Annotated in this window: 19 protein-coding genes; 16 read left to right on the top strand and 3 right to left on the bottom strand. The window is 67.5% G+C overall.

The window, feature by feature from the left end; genetic code table 11:
• Positions 1 to 46: 46 nt before the first annotated feature.
• Positions 47 to 634 carry a DNA-3-methyladenine glycosylase gene (locus SI859A1_RS07970; RefSeq protein ID WP_040325542.1) on the bottom strand — a complete coding sequence of 196 codons (588 nt, stop codon included), beginning with the start codon at positions 632 to 634 and terminating at the stop codon, positions 47 to 49.
• 210 nt (positions 635 to 844) lie between these two features.
• Between SI859A1_RS07970 and SI859A1_RS07975 the strand changes: the two genes are divergently transcribed.
• Together SI859A1_RS07975 and SI859A1_RS07980 are read left to right on the top strand one after the other, a co-directional pair.
• A complete protein-coding gene (locus SI859A1_RS07975) occupies positions 845 to 1,030 on the top strand; it encodes a DUF3008 family protein (RefSeq protein WP_040325543.1) in 186 nt (61 codons plus the stop codon).
• 195 nt (positions 1,031 to 1,225) lie between these two features.
• Positions 1,226 to 2,731 carry an inorganic phosphate transporter gene (locus tag SI859A1_RS07980; protein ID WP_009209294.1) on the top strand — a complete coding sequence of 502 codons (1,506 nt, stop codon included), beginning with the start codon at positions 1,226 to 1,228 and terminating at the stop codon, positions 2,729 to 2,731.
• On the opposite strand, the gene SI859A1_RS07985 is transcribed toward SI859A1_RS07980, so the two are convergent.
• Positions 2,724 to 3,197 (bottom strand): NUDIX hydrolase, encoded by a 474-nt coding sequence (locus SI859A1_RS07985; RefSeq protein WP_050767482.1) that lies wholly within the window; start codon positions 3,195 to 3,197, stop codon positions 2,724 to 2,726. The genes SI859A1_RS07980 and SI859A1_RS07985 overlap by 8 nt on opposite strands.
• Positions 3,198 to 3,708: 511 nt before the next feature.
• Between SI859A1_RS07985 and SI859A1_RS07990 the strand changes: the two genes are divergently transcribed.
• The 9 genes from SI859A1_RS07990 to SI859A1_RS08030 all read left to right on the top strand — a co-directional run bounded on the left by SI859A1_RS07990 (position 3,709) and on the right by SI859A1_RS08030 (position 13,626).
• Positions 3,709 to 5,052: a L,D-transpeptidase family protein gene (locus SI859A1_RS07990; RefSeq protein ID WP_009209295.1), complete on the top strand. Its 1,344-nt coding sequence runs from the start codon at positions 3,709 to 3,711 to the stop codon at positions 5,050 to 5,052.
• Positions 5,053 to 5,214: 162 nt separating this feature from the next.
• A complete protein-coding gene (gene glyA, locus SI859A1_RS07995; protein WP_009209296.1) occupies positions 5,215 to 6,531 on the top strand; it encodes a serine hydroxymethyltransferase in 1,317 nt (438 codons plus the stop codon).
• Positions 6,532 to 6,618: 87 nt separating this feature from the next.
• The gene (nrdR, locus tag SI859A1_RS08000; RefSeq protein ID WP_009209297.1) at positions 6,619 to 7,125 is read left to right on the top strand and encodes a transcriptional regulator NrdR; all 507 of its coding nucleotides are present in this window, start codon (positions 6,619 to 6,621) and stop codon (positions 7,123 to 7,125) included.
• Positions 7,122 to 8,273: a bifunctional diaminohydroxyphosphoribosylaminopyrimidine deaminase/5-amino-6-(5-phosphoribosylamino)uracil reductase RibD gene (gene ribD / locus SI859A1_RS08005; RefSeq protein ID WP_009209298.1), complete on the top strand. Its 1,152-nt coding sequence runs from the start codon at positions 7,122 to 7,124 to the stop codon at positions 8,271 to 8,273. Before nrdR ends, ribD begins: the two co-directional genes overlap by 4 nt.
• Positions 8,273 to 8,890 (top strand): riboflavin synthase, encoded by a 618-nt coding sequence (locus SI859A1_RS08010; RefSeq protein WP_009209299.1) that lies wholly within the window; start codon positions 8,273 to 8,275, stop codon positions 8,888 to 8,890. Before ribD ends, SI859A1_RS08010 begins: the two co-directional genes overlap by 1 nt.
• Before the next feature lie 147 nt (positions 8,891 to 9,037).
• Positions 9,038 to 9,487 (top strand): 6,7-dimethyl-8-ribityllumazine synthase, encoded by a 450-nt coding sequence (locus SI859A1_RS08015; RefSeq protein ID WP_009209300.1) that lies wholly within the window; start codon positions 9,038 to 9,040, stop codon positions 9,485 to 9,487.
• A gap of 3 nt (positions 9,488 to 9,490) precedes the next feature.
• Positions 9,491 to 10,024 (top strand): transcription antitermination factor NusB, encoded by a 534-nt coding sequence (gene nusB / locus SI859A1_RS08020; RefSeq protein WP_009209301.1) that lies wholly within the window; start codon positions 9,491 to 9,493, stop codon positions 10,022 to 10,024.
• The gene (locus tag SI859A1_RS08025; RefSeq protein WP_244400946.1) at positions 10,021 to 11,265 is read left to right on the top strand and encodes an MFS transporter; all 1,245 of its coding nucleotides are present in this window, start codon (positions 10,021 to 10,023) and stop codon (positions 11,263 to 11,265) included. Before nusB ends, SI859A1_RS08025 begins: the two co-directional genes overlap by 4 nt.
• 210 nt (positions 11,266 to 11,475) lie before the next feature.
• Positions 11,476 to 13,626, top strand: coding sequence for a sodium-translocating pyrophosphatase (locus tag SI859A1_RS08030; RefSeq protein ID WP_009209303.1), 2,151 nt, complete (start codon positions 11,476 to 11,478; stop codon positions 13,624 to 13,626).
• Between the two features lie 87 nt (positions 13,627 to 13,713).
• On the opposite strand, the gene SI859A1_RS08035 is transcribed toward SI859A1_RS08030, so the two are convergent.
• On the bottom strand, positions 13,714 to 14,127 hold the full coding sequence (locus tag SI859A1_RS08035; protein ID WP_085931415.1) for an outer membrane protein assembly factor BamE: 414 nt from the start codon (positions 14,125 to 14,127) through the stop codon (positions 13,714 to 13,716).
• A 265-nt stretch (positions 14,128 to 14,392) separates the two neighbouring features.
• On the opposite strand from SI859A1_RS08035, the gene SI859A1_RS08040 reads away from it, so the two are divergent.
• The 5 genes from SI859A1_RS08040 to SI859A1_RS08060 all read left to right on the top strand — a co-directional run bounded on the left by SI859A1_RS08040 (position 14,393) and on the right by SI859A1_RS08060 (position 18,129).
• A complete protein-coding gene (locus SI859A1_RS08040; protein WP_009209305.1) occupies positions 14,393 to 14,932 on the top strand; it encodes a ubiquinol-cytochrome C chaperone family protein in 540 nt (179 codons plus the stop codon).
• Complete coding sequence (locus SI859A1_RS08045; protein WP_009209306.1) at positions 14,929 to 15,510, top strand: YceD family protein; 582 nt, start codon at positions 14,929 to 14,931, stop codon at positions 15,508 to 15,510. Before SI859A1_RS08040 ends, SI859A1_RS08045 begins: the two co-directional genes overlap by 4 nt.
• An 88-nt stretch (positions 15,511 to 15,598) precedes the next feature.
• Positions 15,599 to 16,672 (top strand): phosphate acyltransferase PlsX, encoded by a 1,074-nt coding sequence (gene plsX / locus SI859A1_RS08050; protein WP_009209307.1) that lies wholly within the window; start codon positions 15,599 to 15,601, stop codon positions 16,670 to 16,672.
• 2 nt (positions 16,673 to 16,674) lie between these two features.
• Positions 16,675 to 17,655 (top strand): beta-ketoacyl-ACP synthase III, encoded by a 981-nt coding sequence (locus tag SI859A1_RS08055; protein WP_040326395.1) that lies wholly within the window; start codon positions 16,675 to 16,677, stop codon positions 17,653 to 17,655.
• Positions 17,656 to 17,760: 105 nt separating this feature from the next.
• Entirely contained in the window at positions 17,761 to 18,129 is a 369-nt protein-coding gene (locus tag SI859A1_RS08060; RefSeq protein WP_040325546.1) for an integration host factor subunit alpha, read from the top strand.
• Positions 18,130 to 18,135 lie beyond the last annotated feature (6 nt).

The following is an 18,135-nucleotide window of genomic DNA, read 5'->3' on the forward strand; positions in this document are numbered from 1 at the left end:
GATCCGTCACGTGCCGGTGGTGGCCCGTGACGGGGCCGCAATGGGCTCATGGGTTGCCCGGTCGGGTGTCGACGGGAAAGCGGCCGCTGAGATAGCTGGAGCCCGCAAGGCCGAACCGCCACGGCGTGTCGGCGCCCTTGGTGATCCCGATCCGCGGCCCGGCGACGATCTGCGGCGATGCGCCTGCCGGCTCCAGCCGGAACGGTGGCGCGTCGAGCCGGCAGCCATTCTGCGCGCCGGTGATGCCGAGGGCCTGGGTAAGTCGTCCAGGACCGGCGCAGAGCTTGCGGATGTCGGCGAGGCCGCGCCGCGCCGCCATGGCGTCGAGGCCGAGCGTCGGTTCGATCGCCCGGATCAGGACGGCGCTGGCGTTGCCCGGCGCCTCGCAGACAAAGTTGAGGCACCAGTGGATGCCGTAGGAGCGATAGACATAGGCCCGGCCGGGTTCGCCGAACATCGCCGCGTTGCGCGCCGTCGCGCCCTTGAAGCTGTGGGAGGCGGGGTCCTGCTGATCGTAGGCCTCGGTCTCGACGATCGTGCCGCCGACGGTGCCGTCGACGACCAGCGTCGCGCCGATCAGATCCCGGGCCACGGACACGACGTCACGGTCGAAGAAGCGCGTTGAGATCATCATGGCTCGGCGGTGGCTGTTTACGACGCTTGGCGATTGGTGGGCGCTTCGACGACGCACGGCGCGCCGTTTCGTTCCGGCTGCGGCGAGGTGAGAAGGCATCAATGTCGTGTGCCCGTGCCTCCGCACACCAGTTGCCGCCCGGATGGGGGTGATCGGGAACGGCATCGACGCCATGACGTTTCGCGGTCGAGGCAACCCGAGGAGGTACCCATGCCCGCTCAGTCCAAGTCACAGCAGAAGGCCGCCGGCGCAGCCCTGTCCGCCAAGCGCGGCGACACCAAGGTCTCCGATCTGCAGGGCGCGTCGAAAGGCATGTACGAAACGATGAGCGAGAAAGAGCTCGACGACATGGCGTCCACCGAGCGCAAGGGCAAGCCAGAGCACAAGTCAGACTAGCGCCGCCGTCCTTCGGTGTGCAAACGACAGCCGGCAGGTGACCCTGCCGGCTGTCGTCGTATCGGGCGGCGGACGCGGGCCCGGGCGCCGTGGCGCTTGTGCGACAGCAGCGCCGCCATCGTGCCGCGCGGCGTGCATCAGGAACCACATGTGCTAAGGGCGCCCGACATCATGTGACGGAGTTGTCTTCAAGAGATGCCGAAAAGCGCCCTCGACAAGGATCTGAAAAAGGTCGTTTCGCTGGAAACGGCCACCTACGGTTCGGCCCGCTCGGTCGCGGCGCCCGGCATGGCGGTGCTCTTCCTCCTAGGGGCGATGGCGCTGGCCAGCGTCTTCGTGGCCGATGGTCCGCTGACCTATCTCGTCGTCATCGCCGCGGTCATCGCCGGCTACATGGCGTTGAATGTCGGCGCCAACGATGTTGCCAACAACATGGGCCCGGCCGTCGGCTCGAAGGCGCTGACGCTGGCCGGCGCGCTGGCGATCGCTGCGGTCTGCGAGGGCGCCGGTGCCATCATCGCCGGCGGCGACGTGGTCAGCACGATCTCCCGCGATCTCCTGCAGCCGCACGAGGCGATGGAGGCGATCGACTTCATCCTCATCATGATGGCGGCGTTCCTGGCCGCCGGTCTGTGGATTCACCTGGCGACCGTCTTCGGCGCGCCGATCTCCACCACCCACGCCATTGTCGGCGGTGTCGTCGGCTCCGGCGTGGCGGCGGCCGGCGCGGGGATCGTCGCATGGCCGATGCTGGGCACGATCGTCGCCAGCTGGATCATCTCGCCGGCGCTGGGCGGCGGGATCGCGGCCCTGCTCCTGGCGCTGGTCGAGACCCTGATCCTCAACCGGGAGGACCGTCTCGCGGCGGCCCGGCGCTGGGTGCCGGTGCTGGTGGCGCTGATGTCCGGCATCTTCGCGATGTATCTGATGACCAAGGGCCTGAAGCGGCTGTGGAAGCCGGAACTGACGCATGTGCTGGCGGGCGGGCTCGCCTTCGCGCTTCTCGGCTGGCTCGTCTCTCGGCCCTGGATCCGACGGCGTTCGACGGGCATGGACAGCCGCATCAAGACGATCAGCAGCCTGTTCGTGCCGCCGCTGATCTTCGCGACCGCGCTGCTTTCCTTTGCGCATGGCGCCAACGACGTCGCCAATGCGGTCGGACCGCTGGCCGCGATCGTCGCGACCGCCACGTCGGGATCGACCGCCGACGGGCAGGTGGTCCTGCCCCTCTGGGTGCTGTCGATCGGCGCGATCGGCATCGCCGTCGGCCTCGCATTGTTCGGGCCGCGAGTGATCCGCACCGTTGGCGAGAAGATCACCAAAATGAACGAGATCCGCGCCTATTGCGTCGCCCTGTCAGCCGCGATCACGGTGCTGCTGGCCTCAAGCCTCGGCCTGCCGGTGTCCTCGACCCATATCGCGGTGGGCGCGATCTTCGGCGTCGGCTTCCTGCGCGAGTTCAAGTCGAACCGCGGGCTGGTCAATCCCGGCGTGCAGCCGCGGACATTGTTCCTGAAGACGTCGCGGCTGAACGCGACGCCGGAGGAGGCGATCGCCAATTTCCAGAAGCGCGAACGGCGGCGTCTGGTGCGGCGTCAGCACCTGTTCGGCATCGCCGCCGCCTGGGTGATCACGGTGCCCGCGGCGGCCCTGCTCTCGGCGCTGCTCTACCTCGCCATGGCGGCCATGGTCGTCAGCTAGCGGTCAGCCGGCGATAGAGCTTCTCGGTCAATTCGACGACCGGCTTTTCCGTCAAGAGGCGGCGGGTCTCGGCGAAGGTCGCCCAATGCCGGTAGCGCTGGCGCATTTCCTGCCACGCGTCGTGCTGCTGCTCGACCCGCAGGGGATAGAGCGTCACGTCGAGGACCTTGGTCTGGCGAAGTCCGCGCTTGAGCGTGCGGTAGGTGCCGAGCGGGGCCTGTTCGACGTGGCCCTGGACACCTGCCTCCTCGAGCGCTTCCTGCGCGGCGCTCTCCCAGGGGGCCAGGCCCTCCATCAGGGAGCCCTTCGGAAAGATCCAGCGGCCGGTGCGGCGCGAGGTGATCAGGAGGAAGACCGGCTGGTCGCCGACCATCGCATAGGGGATCGTCCCGGTCTGGGTGCCCGAGGGGTCGCTGCCGCGCAGCATCGAACGTTCGGCGAGTCTTTCGCGCAGCACTTCCATCATGGGCCGGTTCCTCTCTCGTTCCGCTCGGCGCGCAGGCCATCCCGGCGCGCGCAAAGCAGATCATCATCATATCAACTGCATTGAACTTGCCCCGATCTGGCGGCGGCAAGTTGCCTGTGGAGACTGTGTCGCGGCGAGCGCGCGCGGCGCCTGGCAGAGGCGGGGCGGCGAATATCGAATCGCAGCGTATCATCCGTGTATGAGTTATAGGGCGCACGCTGTGCGCTTTCCAGCCCTGTTGCTCGGGGCGAAAGGAAAAGCACTGTTGCGCCAAGCGTTTGTCTTCACGCTTGCGTGAATTGCGGGAGCCCGGTGGCCGTTCGGGCACGGTCGTGGCGAGACCCGGCAAGGCCGCGTAAAGCGGGCTTCCGGCTTCATGCTTTGGCCATATTGGAGTGCGTTACGAGCTTGTAACGCTTGGTCAGCGGGCGGATCCGGCAAGACCCGTCAGCTTCCGTTTACCATGACGGGCTAGGTTCTGCAGGGACGTGCATATCCACGAGGAGTTTCGATGACGATTTCCAACGACGCGTGCAACGGCAAGCGGCTCAGCCGCCGTCGCTTCGTGCTCGGCACGGCGGCCGCCAGTGCAGCGATGCTGCCCGGTGCCGCCTTTGCGCAGAACGCCCTCGGCGAACTGCTGCAGGCGCCGACGCGCGGCAATTGGGACGATCAGTTCGACACGCGCGGCTCCAACGTCCGTCAGGTCGCCTCGAACTCCCCGGTGTTCTCCGAAAACACGATCTATTCGCTGCAGGAGGCGATCAACAGCTATTCCGCCATCGTGCAGGGCGGTGGCTGGCCGATGGTGCCGGAAGGCGAGACGCTGAAGATCGGCGTGCAGTCGCGCACCGTGCCGGTGCTGCGGCAGCGTCTGGCGATCGCCGGCGACCTCGGCAACAATGCCGGCGGATCCCCGGCCTTCGATACCTATGTCGACGCGGCTGTGAAGCGCTTCCAGGCCCGTCACGGCCTCCCGGCCGACGGCGTCGTCTCGGGCCACACCTACAAGGCGATGAATGTCGGCGCCGACCTGCGCCTCGGCCAGCTCCAGACCAATCTGCAGCGTCTGCGCGAGAAGCTCGCCACCGATCTCGGCCAGCGCTACGTGGTGGTCAACATTCCGGCCGCATCGATCGAGGCCGTCGAGAATGGCCGCGTCGTGCAGCGTCATACGGCGGTTGTCGGCAAGGTCGACCGGCAGACGCCGATCCTCGACTCGCGCATCACCAACCTCAACCTGAACCCCTACTGGCATGCTCCGGTGTCGATCGTCCGCAAGGACATCATCCCGCTGATGCAGAAGGACCCGACCTATCTAGAGCGGAACGCCATCCGCATCTTCGACGGCAATGGTCAGGAAATCCCGCCGCAGACGATCGACTGGAACACGGAAGAGGCGGTGAAGTATCTGTTCCGTCAGGATCCGGGCAAGATCAACGCGATGGCGTCGGTGAAGATCAACTTCCCGAACCCGCATGCGGTCTACATGCACGACACCCCGCAGCAGAGCCTGTTCTCGGAACTGATGCGCTTCGAATCGTCGGGCTGCGTGCGCGTGCAGAACGTGCGCGACCTGATCGTCTGGCTGGCCCGCGACGTGCCGGGCTGGGATCGCCAGCGCATCGAGCAGGTGATCGCCGCCCGCGAGCGCCAGGACATCGACCTCCTGAACCCGGTGCCGGTGCATTTCACCTACGTCACCGCCTGGGCGACCGATCCGACGGTCGTGCAGTTCCGCGACGACATCTATCACCGCGACGGTGTCGAACAGCTGGCGATGAGCGAACTGACGGCGACGGCCTATGCGCCGAACCAGCAGAACCCCTACGCCCGCGGCGACGACGGCTACTGAGCCACGCCACGGCGACGACATGCGGGCCGGGTGCAGCGATGCGCCCGGCCTTTTTCATGCGCGGCCTTTCGCCGTTGGTGCTGCGCAAGCTGCTATGGTATTGGCGCAGCCATCTCGTGGCAGGACCCCGCCGGGTCGCCGCGCCGCCCGAAGGAGACCATCATGAGCCAGGCCATTCGTAACGATGCGTCGCGCGAGTTCGGCGATTTCTTCACCGCCTCGCTGGCCGACCGCGACCCCGACATCTTCGGCGCCGTCGGCAACGAACTGTCGCGCCAGCGTCACGAGATCGAACTGATCGCGTCCGAAAACATCGTGTCGCGCGCCGTGCTCGAGGCGCAGGGCTCGGTGCTGACCAACAAATATGCCGAGGGCTATCCGGGCCGGCGCTACTACGGCGGTTGCGAGTTCGTCGACGTCGTCGAGACGCTGGCCATCGACCGGGTGAAGCAGCTGTTCGGCTGCGAATTCGCCAATGTGCAGCCCAATTCCGGCAGCCAGGCCAACCAGGCGGTCCTCCTGGCCCTGTCGAAGCCGGGCGACACGCTGCTCGGCATGAGCCTGGACGCCGGCGGCCACCTGACCCACGGCGCCAAGCCGAATCTGTCGGGCCGCTGGTTCAACGCCGTGCAGTACGGTCTCGATCTGGAGACCGGCCTCATCGACTACGACCAGGTCGAGGCACTGGCCGTCGAGAACAAGCCGGCGATCATCGTGGCGGGTGGTTCGGCCTACTCGCGCCAGATCGATTTCGCCCGCTTCCGGGCGATCGCCGACAAGGTCGGTGCGTATCTGTGGGTCGACATGGCGCATTTCGCCGGCATCGTGGCCGCTGGTCTCCACCCGAGCCCGTTCCCGCACGCCCATGTCGCCACCTCGACGACCCACAAGACCCTGCGCGGTCCGCGCGGCGGCATCGTCCTGACCAATGATGAGGCGATCGCCAAGAAGATCAACTCGGCGGTGTTCCCGGGTCTGCAGGGCGGACCGCTGATGCATGTCATCGCCGGCAAGGCCGTGGCCTTCGGCGAGGCGCTGACGCCGGGCTTCCGCTCCTATATCGGGGCGGTCTGTGAGAATGCGCGGGCGCTGGCGGAGACGCTGCGCGAGGGCGGCGTCGACATCGTGTCGGGCGGCACCGACACCCATCTGATGCTCGTCGACCTGCGGCCGAAGGGCCTGACCGGCAAGGCCTCGGAACTGGCGCTCGGCCGGGCCAACATCACCTGCAACAAGAATGGCGTGCCCAACGACCCGGAAAAGCCGATGGTGACCTCGGGCATCCGGCTCGGCACCCCCGCGGCCACCAGCCGCGGCTTCGGCGTGCCGGAGTTCCAGGAAGTCGGCCGGATGATCGTCGAGGTTCTCGACGGACTGAAGGCGGCCAATTCCGAAGAAGGCAACGCCGCCGTCGAGGCTGCGGTAAAGGAGAAGGTCGTCGCGCTGACGGACCGGTTCCCGATTTACGAAGGCCTCTGACAGCCGCCCGGGCCGGCACGGCCCAGCCAGGGATCATGCGCGCCGGACATCGGCACGCATGATCGCTTCCAAGATCGAAGAGGTGCCATGCGCTGTCCCTATTGCGGCTCGCAGGACAGTCAGGTGAAGGATTCGCGCCCCGCCGAGGATGGCGGCACGATCCGGCGCCGGCGCGTCTGCCCCGATTGCAATGGTCGCTTCACGACCTTCGAGCGCATCCAGCTCCGCGAGCTCCAGGTGCTGAAGAAGTCCGGTCGCAAGGTGCCGTTCGATCGCGACAAGCTGGCGCGTTCGGTCGAGGTGGCGCTGCGCAAGCGCTCGGTCGATCCCGACCGGGTCGAGCGGTTGATCTCCGGCATCGTGCGCCGGCTCGAGCAGTCGGGCGAACAGGAAGTACGCTCCGAAGCGCTCGGCGAGATGGTCATGGAGGCCCTGAAGGGCCTCGATGACGTCGCCTATGTCCGCTTCGCCTCGGTCTATCGCGATTTCCGTGAGGCCCGCGATTTTCAGTCGCTGATCGGCGAGCTGGGACGCGGCGACGGCCTTGCCGCGATCGACGAGGAGGAGACCACGCCCGACGAGACATCCTCGTGACCGGGCAGGGCGCCTCGACGACCATTCCCGAACGGCCGGCCACCGATGCGGACCGGCGCTTCATGGCGGCCGCCATTCGCTACGCACAGCGCCATGTCGGACGCACGGCGACCAACCCGTCCGTCGCGACGCTGATCGTGCGCGACGACGGAACCGGCCCGCGCATCGTCGGCCGCGGTGTCACCGCGATTGGCGGCCGGCCGCATGCCGAGACGGGCGCGCTCGCCGAAGCCGGCGAGCTTGCGCGCGGCGCCACCGCCTATGTCACATTGGAGCCCTGCGCCCATCACGGGCGCACGCCGCCCTGCGCCGAAGCGCTGGTGACGGCGGGAATCGCACGCGTCGTTTCGGCGGCGGCCGATCCCGACCCGCGGGTCGACGGCCGCGGACATGCGATCCTGCGCGCCGGCGGATTGTCGGTCACGCCGCGCGTCATGGCCGCCGAGGCCGCCGCGCCGATCTCGGGCTATCTGACCCGGCACGGCGCGGGCCGGCCAGAGATCCTTTTGAAGATGGCGCTGTCCCGCGATGGCCGGATCGGCATTCGCGGCGGCGGCCAGGTGAAGATCACCGGTGCGGTCGCCGACGCCCAGACCCATCTGGTGCGGGCGCGCCACGACACGATTCTGATCGGTGCCGGGACCGCGCAGGAGGACGATCCGCGGCTCGACTGCCGTCTGCCGGGCATGGCCGACCGTTCGCCCAACCGGATCGTGCTCGATCCGCGGCTGCGGACCCCGCCGGACCTGACCATCGCGCGTACCGCCGCCGAGACGCCGACGCTGATCGCCACGCTCGCCAGCGCCGATCCCGAGCGCCGGGCGGCGCTGGCCCGGCAGGGCGTGCAGTTCATCGCCTGCGAGGCCGATCCGGAAACCGGCCGCATCGCACTGCCCGAACTGCTGGAGGATCTGGCCGCGACGGGCGTGGCGAGCGTGCTGGTGGAGGGCGGCGCCGAGACCGGCGCCAGTTTCCTCGACAGCGACCTCGTCGACCGCCTGATCCTGGTGCAGGGGCCCGTCGAGATCGGCGAGGAGGGCGTGCGCGCGCCCATCGACGTCGCCACGGCGCGCTGCCGCTTCCGCCTGGTCCGCGAATATCGCTTCGGCGACGATCATTGGTACGAGTTCGAGAGAAGGGCCGCCTGATGTTCACCGGGATCGTCACCGACGTTGGCCGGGTCGTCCGCACCGAGCGCCTCGACGCCGGCCGCCGCTTTCGCATCGCCACCCACTACGACCCGGCCGGGATCGCGCTTGGCGCGTCCATCGCCTGCTCGGGCGTCTGCCTGACCGTGACGGCGCTGCCCCAGGCGGGCGACGCCGATCGCTGGTTCGAGGTGGAAGCCTGGGAGGAGGCGCTGCGTCTGACCACGGCCGGAAGCTGGGAGGAGGCGAGCGCCCTCAATCTCGAGCGGTCGCTGAAGATCGGCGACGAGATCGGCGGCCATCTCGTTTCGGGTCACGTGGACGGGCAGGCGGAGATCGTCGCCGTCACCGGGGAGGGCGAGGCCGTGCGCTTCACCCTGCAGGCGCCCGGCGACCTCAGCCGCTTCATCGCCCGCAAGGGCTCCGTCTGCCTCGACGGGACCTCGCTGACGGTGAACGGGGTCGACGGCGACCGCTTCGACGTTCTCCTGATCCGCCACTCGCTGGACGTGACCACCTGGGGCGCGCGAAAAGCCGGCGACAGGGTGAATCTCGAGGTCGACCAGATCGCGCGCTATGCCGAACGGCTGTTCGGCGCACGGTCGGCGGAGAGCTGAGGCTCCGAGCGAGCCGGCGACCTATCGTCTTTTCTGCATGTCTTTGCGGGTTTTGCCCGTCGCGACACGCTTTCGCCGCCTCGGTCCTGTTGCGTGCAGGGCGCGCGAGGGGTAACCCACGCCATCGCTTCCCCGAAGGATACCGCAATGGCTGCCAAGCTGAATCTCCTCGTCGTCGAGGCCCGCTTCTATGACCCCATCGCAGACCTCCTTCTGGACGGTGCGACGGCGGCACTGACGGAAGCCGGCGTCGATTTCGACGTCGTCACCGTTCCCGGCGCGCTCGAGATTCCGGCCGCCATCGGTTTCGCTCTCGGGGCGGCGGATGAATCGGGCACCGAGTATGACGGCTTCGTCGCGCTCGGCTGCGTGATCCGCGGCGAGACCTATCATTTCGAGCTGGTGTCGAATGAATCGGGCCGGGCGCTGACCGACCTGACGGTGCATGAGTCGATTGCGCTCGGCAACGGCATCCTGACCGTCGAGAACGAGGAACAGGCCCGCGACCGGGCCGACCCGAAGCGCAAGGACAAGGGCGGTGCCGCGGCCCGTACGGCACTGGCGATGATCGCCCTGCGCGAGCGGATGGGAGCCTGAATCATGTCCAGTTCCGACCCTCAGGCACGCCCGGTCAAGCAGGCCAACAAGCGCGGCGCGGCACGGCTCGCCGCCGTGCAGGCCCTCTACCAGATGGAGGTCGGCGGCACAGCGCTGCTGGAGACCGTCGCCGAATACGAGAATTTCCGGCTGGGCAGCGAGATCGACGGCGAGACCTATCGCGAGGCCGATGCCGGCTGGTTCCGCGACGTGGTGTCGGGTGTCGTCCGCAGCCAGACCGAGATCGACCCCAAGATCCACGCCTCGCTGCCGACCGACTGGCCGCTGTCGCGCATCGACACGACGCTGCGAGCGATCCTGCGGGCGGGCACCTACGAATTGTCGAACCGCAAGGATGTGCCGGTCGCGGTGATCGTCTCGGAATATATCGACGTCGCCAAGGCCTTCTACACCGGCGACGAACCCGGCCTGGTCAACGCCGTGCTCGACCGCGTGGCGCGCAGCGTGCGGGCCGAGAAGCCCGGCGAGACCCGGACCGCCCGTCGCGGCGCAGCCGGCGGTGAGCCCTCGGCGTGAGCGCCCCGGTCGCCGGAACGCCAGCCGCCGGGCCGGTGCTCGGCGAAAAGACCGTCCGTCGCAACGCCATCATCCTGGCCGCTGCGCAGGCCTTGTGCGGCGCCTGCGGGCCCGTCGCCATCTCGATCGGCGGCCTGGCCGGCTCCTGGCTGCTTCTGGCGGACAAGTCGCTCGCGACCCTGCCGGTGACCGGCTACAATCTCGGCGTCGCCCTCGGCGCACTTCCGGCAGCCGCGCTGATGCGCGCGGTCGGCCGCCGCTACGGCTTCATGTCGGGGGCGCTGGTCACCTCGGCCGGCGGCCTCGTTGCGGCGACAGCGCTCTTCCAGGAGAGCTTCTGGCTGTTCGCCTTCGCGCTGATGCTGATCGGCGTCGGCGGCTCCTTCGTCCAGCAATATCGCTTTGCGGCCACCGACGGCGCGCGCCGCTCGTTCCAGTCGCGGGCCATCTCGATCGTCCTGGCGGGCGGCATCTTCGCCGCGGTGATCGGCCCGCAGACGGTGCGCTATACGGCCGACCTGTTCCTGCCGGTGGAATTTGCCGGCGCGTTCATCGGACTGGTCTTCCTGGGGCTTGCCGGCGCGGCCATCCTGTCCTTCCTGCGCATTCCCGACAGTCCCGACGAGGGGCATCCGGCCGATCTCCTGCCGGCGCGGCCGCTGGCGACGGTCGTGGCGCAGCCGCGGTTCCTGGCCGGCCTGTGCTGCGGTGTCGGCAGCTTCGCCATGATGAGCTTCGTGATGACCGGCGCACCGCTGGCCATGGTCGGCTGCGGCCTGTCCAAGGACATCAGCACGCTCGGCATCCAGTGGCACGTCCTGGCGATGTTCGGCCCGAGCTTCTTCACCGGCCGGCTGATCCAGCGCTTCGGCAAGGAGCGCATCGTCGCGACCGGCCTGCTGCTGCTGGCGGCCAGCGCCGCCGTCTCCCTGTCGGGTCTCGCGGTCTGGCAGTTCTGGACCGGACTGGTCCTGCTCGGCCTCGGCTGGAACTTCGGCTTCATCGGCGCAACCGCCATCGTGGCGGAGACCTATCGGCCGTCGGAGAAGAACAAGACGCAAGGCCTGCATGACTTCGTCCTGTTCTCGTCGGTCTCGCTGGCCTCCTTCCTGTCGGGGCGCACCTTCGTGGCCGCCGGATGGGAGACGATGAACATGGTCGTCTTCCCGGTGGTGCTGGTCTGTCTCGTCGTTCTCGTCCTGCAGGCGCGCTTCGCGCCGCTGCAACCGGCTGCCGACTGAGATACTCGTGCCGGGCGCCCCTCCGGCCCGGACGGGCACCAGCTCGAATTCCAGCCTGACCGCGACCGCGTCGTGCCGAAGATCACGGCGCTTGACGGCTTGCCGACTCCATATAACCTCGACCCGCTTGGCAAGGCGGGGAGCCTTCCCCGTCTTCGGCAGAACAATCGAAGATTGCCGGACCAAACCGGCACGGATCGAGGGGACAGCATGCCGACAATTCTCATAGTGGTGGCCCTGTGCGGGCTGCTGGCTCTTGCCTATGCGGGCTGGGCGACACGATCGGTGCTTGCGGCCGACCAGGGCAATGCCCGGATGCAGGAAATCGCCGGGGCCATCCGCGAGGGTGCCCAGGCCTATCTCGCCCGCCAGTACACGACGATCGCCATTGTCGGCGTGGTCGTGACCATCGTTACCGCACTGCTCCTGTCGATCTACGCGGCGGTCGGCTTCGTCATCGGAGCCGTCCTGTCCGGTCTGGCCGGCTTCATCGGGATGAACGTCTCGGTACGGGCCAACGTGCGCACGGCGCAGGCCTGCTCGCGTTCACTCAGCCTCGGCCTCGGCATCGCCTTCAAGTCCGGCGCCATCACCGGCCTTCTGGTTGCCGGTCTCGCGCTCCTCGGCGTCACCCTGTATTTCTACGTCCTGACGGTCTGGATCGGTCTCGACGTCTCCGATCGCACGGTGATCGACTCGCTGGTCTCGCTCGGCTTCGGCGCCTCGCTGATCTCGATCTTCGCCCGCCTGGGCGGCGGCATCTTCACCAAGGGTGCCGATGTCGGCGGCGATCTCGTCGGCAAGGTGGAAGCCGGCATTCCGGAGGACGACCCGCGCAACCCGGCGACCATCGCCGACAATGTCGGCGACAATGTCGGTGACTGCGCCGGCATGGCGGCCGACCTCTTCGAGACCTACGCCGTGACCGTCGTCGCGACCATGGTGCTCGGCGCGATCTTCTTCGCCGGGACCGACATCATCGAAAGCGTCATGATCTACCCGCTGGCGATCGGCGGTGCCTGCATCCTGACCTCGATCGTCGGCACGTTCTTCGTGCGGCTCGGCTCGAACGGCTCGATCATGGGTGCGCTCTACAAGGGCCTGTGGGCGACGACGCTTCTGTCGATCGTCGGCATCGCGGTCGCCACCTGGGCGACCATCGGCTTCGGCGACATTGGCCAAGCGGCGTCGGGCATGACCATCAACGGTCTGAACCTGTTCGTCTGCGGCATCATCGGCCTCGTGGTCACCGGACTGATCGTCTGGATCACCGAGTACTACACGGGCGTCGGCTTCCGGCCGGTCCGCTCGATCAGCGAGGCGTCGGTGTCGGGCCATGGCACCAACGTCATTCAGGGCCTGGCCATCTCGCTGGAATCGACGGCGCTGCCGACGATCGTCATCGTCGCCGGCATCATCTCGACCTTCCAGCTTGCCGGGCTCTACGGCACCGGCATCGCGGTGACGGCCATGCTCGGCATCGCCGGCATGATCGTGGCCCTCGACGCCTTCGGTCCGGTCACCGACAATGCCGGCGGCATTGCCGAAATGGCCGGACTGCCGGCGGATGTCCGCAAGTCCACCGACGCGCTCGATGCGGTCGGCAACACCACCAAGGCGGTCACCAAGGGCTATGCAATCGGCTCGGCCGGTCTCGGCGCACTGGTGCTGTTCGCGGCCTATAATTACGATCTGGCCTATTTCGTCGAGCAGGCGAATGCCGGCAACGGCTTCGAATATTTCCGGGGCGTCGAACCGGATTTTGCCCTGACCAACCCCTTCGTCGTGGTCGGTCTGCTGCTCGGCGGCCTCATCCCGTTCCTGTTCGGCGGTATCGCCATGACCGCCGTCGGCCGCGCCGCGAGCTCGGTGGTGGACGAGGTGCGCCGGCAGTTTCGCGAGAAGCCGGGCATCATGGCCGGCACCGAACGGCCGGACTATGCACGGGCCGTCGACCTGCTGACCAAATCGGCGATCCGCGAGATGATCGTGCCGTCGCTGCTGCCGGTGCTGGCGCCGATCGTGGTGTATTTCGGCGTCTATCTGATCGCCGACAAGAGTCAGGCGTTCTCGGCGGTCGGCGCGATGCTGCTCGGCGTCATCGTCACCGGCATCTTCGTCGCCATCTCGATGACGTCCGGTGGCGGGGCCTGGGACAATGCGAAGAAGTCCTTCGAGGACGGCTTCGTGGACAGCGCAGGCGTGCGTCACGAGAAGGGCTCCGACGCCCACAAGGCCTCGGTGACCGGCGACACGGTGGGCGATCCCTACAAGGATACGGCCGGACCGGCGGTCAATCCGGCGATCAAGATCACCAACATCGTCGCGCTGCTGCTGCTCGCGGTGCTGGCGCACAACTGATCGCGGCCTGGCCGAAACAAAGAAAGGCCCCGCAGGCGAAAACCTGCGGGGCCTTTTCGTTGACGCGGTAGCGGTGTCGGCGAAACCCTAGAGGTTCGGCCCCGGCGAGCCGCTGCCGGTATCGGACAGGATCTGGCCGAGGAAGGTGCGGTCCTGACCGCCGGTCGGCGTGGTGCGCGAGATGAAGTCGAAGGGCTGGCCGTCCTGCAGGCCGTAATTGGCAATGCGCTCGACCCGGCCCTCGCCGTCGAAATAGACCGACAGGACGCGCTGGTCGACGAGCTGCGGCTTCATGAAGGCGACCGGCCGGACCCGCTTCTGCGAGATGTAGTAGAACACCTCGTTATCGAAGGTCGCCGTGGTCGAGGGCGAGCCCAGTGCGAGCAGCACCTGTTCGCGGCTCGAGCCGACCGGCACGAGTTCGACGGTCTTTTCGTCGATCACGTAGCCCTGGGTCAGCACTTCGCTAGTCGTGCAGTTCGACAGGGTCAGTGCGGCCATGACGGCGGCCGAGGCGAGGAGAGGGCGCTTGAGTCGGACGGAAGGCTTCACGCTGTCTTACTCCTTGAGGCCATCGCCGATACGCGGCTGGCAGGTCCGTTGCCGCGACGCGGGACTGCCGGCCGGCGGAATGTCCGCGAGCGGACGCCTCCGGCTGGCGCGCGAGCGCGGCGGATGCGTTTTGGTAAAGCACCTGCGGGAGCGTTGCAATCGATCCGGCGCTGTGGCACCGCCCATGGCAGTGTAGCCATCGATCGGCCCAGCAATGTTTCAACGCTTCAGAGCCAACCGTCGTCTCAAGGCGCGCAACCGCGAGGTCGTCGACGATCTCTACGCCGCGCTGGTGATCCGGTCGCGCCAGGACGACCTCTATCTCGCCTGCGCCATTCCCGACACGGTGATGGGACGCTTCGAGGCACTGTCGGTGCACGTCTTCCTGTTCCTGCGGCGCTGCCGGGACGAGGCGACCCTGCGGCCGCTGGCGCAGGAGGTGGTCGATCGCTTCATCACCGACATCGAGGATTCGATCCGCGAACTCGGCGTCGGCGATCCGTCCGTGCCCAAGCGCATGCGCAAGCTGGCGGGCGTGTTCTACGAGCGGGTGTCGGTCTATGACGCCGCGCTCGACGCCGATGACGCAGCGGCGCTGTCGGCCAGCCTGAAAGGCCGGGCGGTGCCGGCGGACGCGCCGGAGGATGCAAGCGCGCGCCTTGCGACCTACATGATGGCGGAAAACGAGCGATTTGGAGCGATCGCGGCTGAGACGATCCTGGCCGGCACGCTCCAACCAGGGACCAGACCATGAGCAATCCGCAGACCGGGCCCGACCCGATCCGACTTCACATCGCCGCCGAGAAGCTGCCGCGCGACGGCCTCGAGATCCGCTACGAGGCGAACGAGGCCGAGCGTGCCGCGCTGGCCCGGCATCTCGATATTCTCGAGGTTCGCGAGCTGCGGGCCGACCTGACTGCCTCGCGCTGGCGCGGCGAGGGGGTGAAGGTGAAGGGCAGCCTGCGCGCCACCCTGGTCCAGGAGAGCGTCGTCACGCTGGAGCCGGTGAGCCAGGCGCTGAACGAGGCGTTCGAAACCACCTTCGTGCCGGAGGGCTCGCGGCTGGCGCCGGTGCCGCAGACCGGCGAGAACGAAATCCACGTCGATCTGGAAAGCGAGGACCCGCCGGAGACCTTCCGCGGACCGCAGATCGACGTCGGGCCGTTTCTCATGGAAGCGGTATCGCTGGGGCTCGATCCCTATCCGCGCGAATCCGACGTCGCCTTCGAGGCCGTCGATACCGATCCCGACCCCAAGGCCGGCGTCCGCTCGGCCTTCGACGTGCTCACCACCCTGGTGCCGCGCGAAACCAAGGACGCCAAGGGCGAATGACTGTTTCAATTCGGCGGTTGCTGTTCACGCGTAAACCGATATCTTCGCGCCGCGCGGCCAACACGCCGTGCGCAAAGGCGAGAGACCATTGATTTCAAACACTGGTATCACGATTTCGGTCGACGCCATGGGCGGCGACCACGGCCCTTCCGTCGTCTTGCCGGGAGCTGCCATTGCGCTCCAGCGGCATCCGGGCACGCGGTTCGTGCTGTTCGGTCAGAGCGAGGCGGTGCTGCCGGTGCTCGACCAGCATCCCGAACTGAAGGCGGCATCGACCTTCCACCATTGCGAGATCTCCATCCGCATGGACGACAAGCCGTCCCAGGCGTTGCGGCAGGGGCGGTACAAATCGTCCATGTGGCGCGCCATCGAGGCGGTGAAGACCCATGAGGCGGATGTCGCGGTCTCGGCCGGCAACACCGGCGCGCTGATGGCGATGGCGAAATTCTGCCTGCGCACCATGGCCAATATCGAGCGCCCGGCCATCGCGGCGATCTGGCCGACCCTGCGCGGCGAGAGCATCGTCCTCGACGTGGGCGCCACGATCGGTGCCGACGCCCAGCAGCTGATCGATTTTTCGATGATGGGCGGCGCAATGGCGCGCGCGCTCTTCGGCGTCGAGCGGCCGACGGTCGGCCTCCTCAACATCGGCGTCGAGGAGGTGAAGGGTCAGGACGAGATCCGCGAGGCGGGCCGGCTGCTCAAGGAGACGCCGATCCCAGGCATCGACTATCGCGGCTTCGTCGAAGGCGACGATCTGGGACAGGGAACGGTGGACGTGGTGGTGACCGAAGGCTTCACCGGCAACATCGCCCTGAAGACCGCCGAGGGCACCGCCCGGCAGATCGGCGCCTATCTGAAGGCGGCGATGAACCGGACCTGGATGGCCCGCGCCGGCTATCTACTCGCCCGCAGCGCCTTCCAGCGGCTGCGCGACAAGATGGATCCGCGCAAGGTCAATGGCGGCGTCTTCCTCGGCCTCAACGGCATCGTCATCAAGAGCCATGGCGGGACCGACGCCGAAGGCATCGCGGCGGCGATCGATCTGGCCCATGCGATGGCCCGGCACGGCCTGCGCGAGAAGATCGAGGCCGATCTGGAAAACTTCCACCTGCGTGTGTCCGACGACGTACCGGCGACCCCCGAGAGCAGCAGTCAATGACGATGTCCATCCGATCCGTGATCCGCGGCACGGGCTCCGTTCTGCCCGCACGCACGATGCGCAACCAGGACTTCGCCGGCATCGTCGAGACCTCCGACGAGTGGATCCGCCAGCGCACCGGCATCGAGGCGCGTCATATTGCCGGCGAGGGGGAGACGACGGTGTCGCTCGCCGAGGGCGCGGCCCGCAAGGCGCTGGACGCGGCCGGCCTGACGCCCGCCGATATCGACGTGATCATCCTGGCGACCGCCACGCCGAACAACACCTTTCCCGCCTCCGCCGTGCAGGTGCAGCACAAGCTGGGCATCACCCATGGCTTTGCCTTCGACGTCCACGCCGTGTGCAGCGGCTTCGTCTATGCGCTGACCACCGCCGATCTCTATCTGAAGGGCGGCGCCGCCAAGCGGGCGCTGGTCATCGGCGCGGAAACCTTTTCGCGCATCCTCGACTGGGAAGACCGCTCGACCTGCGTCCTGTTCGGCGACGGCGCCGGCGCGGTGGTGCTGGAAGCGGTGCCGGCGGACGAGGCCGATGCCGGTGCGGCCCAGGGCATCATCACCAGCAAGCTGCGCTCGGACGGCTCCCACCAGGGCAAGCTCTATGTCGACGGCGGCCCGTCCACGACCGGCACCGTCGGCAAGCTGCGCATGGAGGGTCGCGAGGTCTTCAAGCATGCGGTCGGCATGATCACCGACGTCATCGAGGATTCCTTCGCGGCGGCCGGCATCGGTCCGGACGACGTCGACTGGTTCGTGCCGCACCAGGCCAATCGCCGGATCATCGACGCCTCGGCGCGCAAGCTCGGAATCGCGCCGGAAAAGGTGGTGATCACCGTCAATCAGCACGGCAACACCTCCGCCGCCTCGATTCCGCTGGCGCTCGACGCGGCCGTCCGGGACGGCCGGATCAAGCGCGGCGACCTCGTCCTTCTGGAGGCGATGGGCGGCGGGTTTACGTGGGGGGCAGTTCTGATCCGCTGGTAGACATCGATCCTTGATTCACATGCTGTTTTCGTTAATGTTCGCAACGAACAAGGCGCTGCCCGCATGTTTCGCCCTGCGGTCTTCCGGCAAAGTTAGGGGACATTGATGGGAGAGAGAACTCTCACCAGAGCGGATCTTTCGGAGGCCGTCTTTCGCAAGATCGGGCTGTCGCGAACCGAGTCGGCGCAGCTGGTGGAAATGGTCCTCGACGAGATGTGCTCGACGATCGCCAGCGGAGAATCGGTGAAGATCTCGTCCTTCGGGTCGTTCCTGGTGCGCGAGAAGAACGAGCGGATCGGCCGCAATCCGAAGACCGGCGAAGAAGTGCCGATCCTTCCGCGCCGCGTTGCCGTGTTCAAGCCGTCCAACGTCCTCAAGGACCGGATCGTCGAGGCGCATGTGCAGCGGGCGGACGGCGGCAGCGCCGACAAAGAGACCGAATCCATGGCCATGCTGAACGCGGCGGCCGAATAGCCGAAA

The organism is Aurantimonas manganoxydans SI85-9A1 (assembly GCF_000153465.1).
Taxonomy (GTDB): Bacteria; Pseudomonadota; Alphaproteobacteria; order Rhizobiales; family Rhizobiaceae; genus Aurantimonas; species Aurantimonas manganoxydans.

Excerpts from the sequence above, each read along its gene's own strand:
- SI859A1_RS07970 (WP_040325542.1), bottom strand. The coding sequence starts at position 634 with ATGATGATCTCAACGCGCTTCTTCGACCGTGACGTCGTGTCCGTGGCC.
- SI859A1_RS07975 (WP_040325543.1), top strand. The coding sequence starts at position 845 with ATGCCCGCTCAGTCCAAGTCACAGCAGAAGGCCGCCGGCGCAGCCCTG.
- SI859A1_RS07980 (WP_009209294.1), top strand. The coding sequence starts at position 1,226 with ATGCCGAAAAGCGCCCTCGACAAGGATCTGAAAAAGGTCGTTTCGCTG.
- SI859A1_RS07985 (WP_050767482.1), bottom strand. The coding sequence starts at position 3,197 with ATGATGGAAGTGCTGCGCGAAAGACTCGCCGAACGTTCGATGCTGCGC.
- SI859A1_RS07990 (WP_009209295.1), top strand. The coding sequence starts at position 3,709 with ATGACGATTTCCAACGACGCGTGCAACGGCAAGCGGCTCAGCCGCCGT.
- glyA (WP_009209296.1), top strand. The coding sequence starts at position 5,215 with ATGAGCCAGGCCATTCGTAACGATGCGTCGCGCGAGTTCGGCGATTTC.
- nrdR (WP_009209297.1), top strand. The coding sequence starts at position 6,619 with ATGCGCTGTCCCTATTGCGGCTCGCAGGACAGTCAGGTGAAGGATTCG.
- SI859A1_RS08010 (WP_009209299.1), top strand. The coding sequence starts at position 8,273 with ATGTTCACCGGGATCGTCACCGACGTTGGCCGGGTCGTCCGCACCGAG.
- SI859A1_RS08015 (WP_009209300.1), top strand. The coding sequence starts at position 9,038 with ATGGCTGCCAAGCTGAATCTCCTCGTCGTCGAGGCCCGCTTCTATGAC.
- nusB (WP_009209301.1), top strand. The coding sequence starts at position 9,491 with ATGTCCAGTTCCGACCCTCAGGCACGCCCGGTCAAGCAGGCCAACAAG.
- SI859A1_RS08030 (WP_009209303.1), top strand. The coding sequence starts at position 11,476 with ATGCCGACAATTCTCATAGTGGTGGCCCTGTGCGGGCTGCTGGCTCTT.
- SI859A1_RS08035 (WP_085931415.1), bottom strand. The coding sequence starts at position 14,127 with ATGGCCGCACTGACCCTGTCGAACTGCACGACTAGCGAAGTGCTGACC.
- SI859A1_RS08040 (WP_009209305.1), top strand. The coding sequence starts at position 14,393 with ATGTTTCAACGCTTCAGAGCCAACCGTCGTCTCAAGGCGCGCAACCGC.
- SI859A1_RS08045 (WP_009209306.1), top strand. The coding sequence starts at position 14,929 with ATGAGCAATCCGCAGACCGGGCCCGACCCGATCCGACTTCACATCGCC.
- SI859A1_RS08055 (WP_040326395.1), top strand. The coding sequence starts at position 16,675 with ATGTCCATCCGATCCGTGATCCGCGGCACGGGCTCCGTTCTGCCCGCA.
- SI859A1_RS08060 (WP_040325546.1), top strand. The coding sequence starts at position 17,761 with ATGGGAGAGAGAACTCTCACCAGAGCGGATCTTTCGGAGGCCGTCTTT.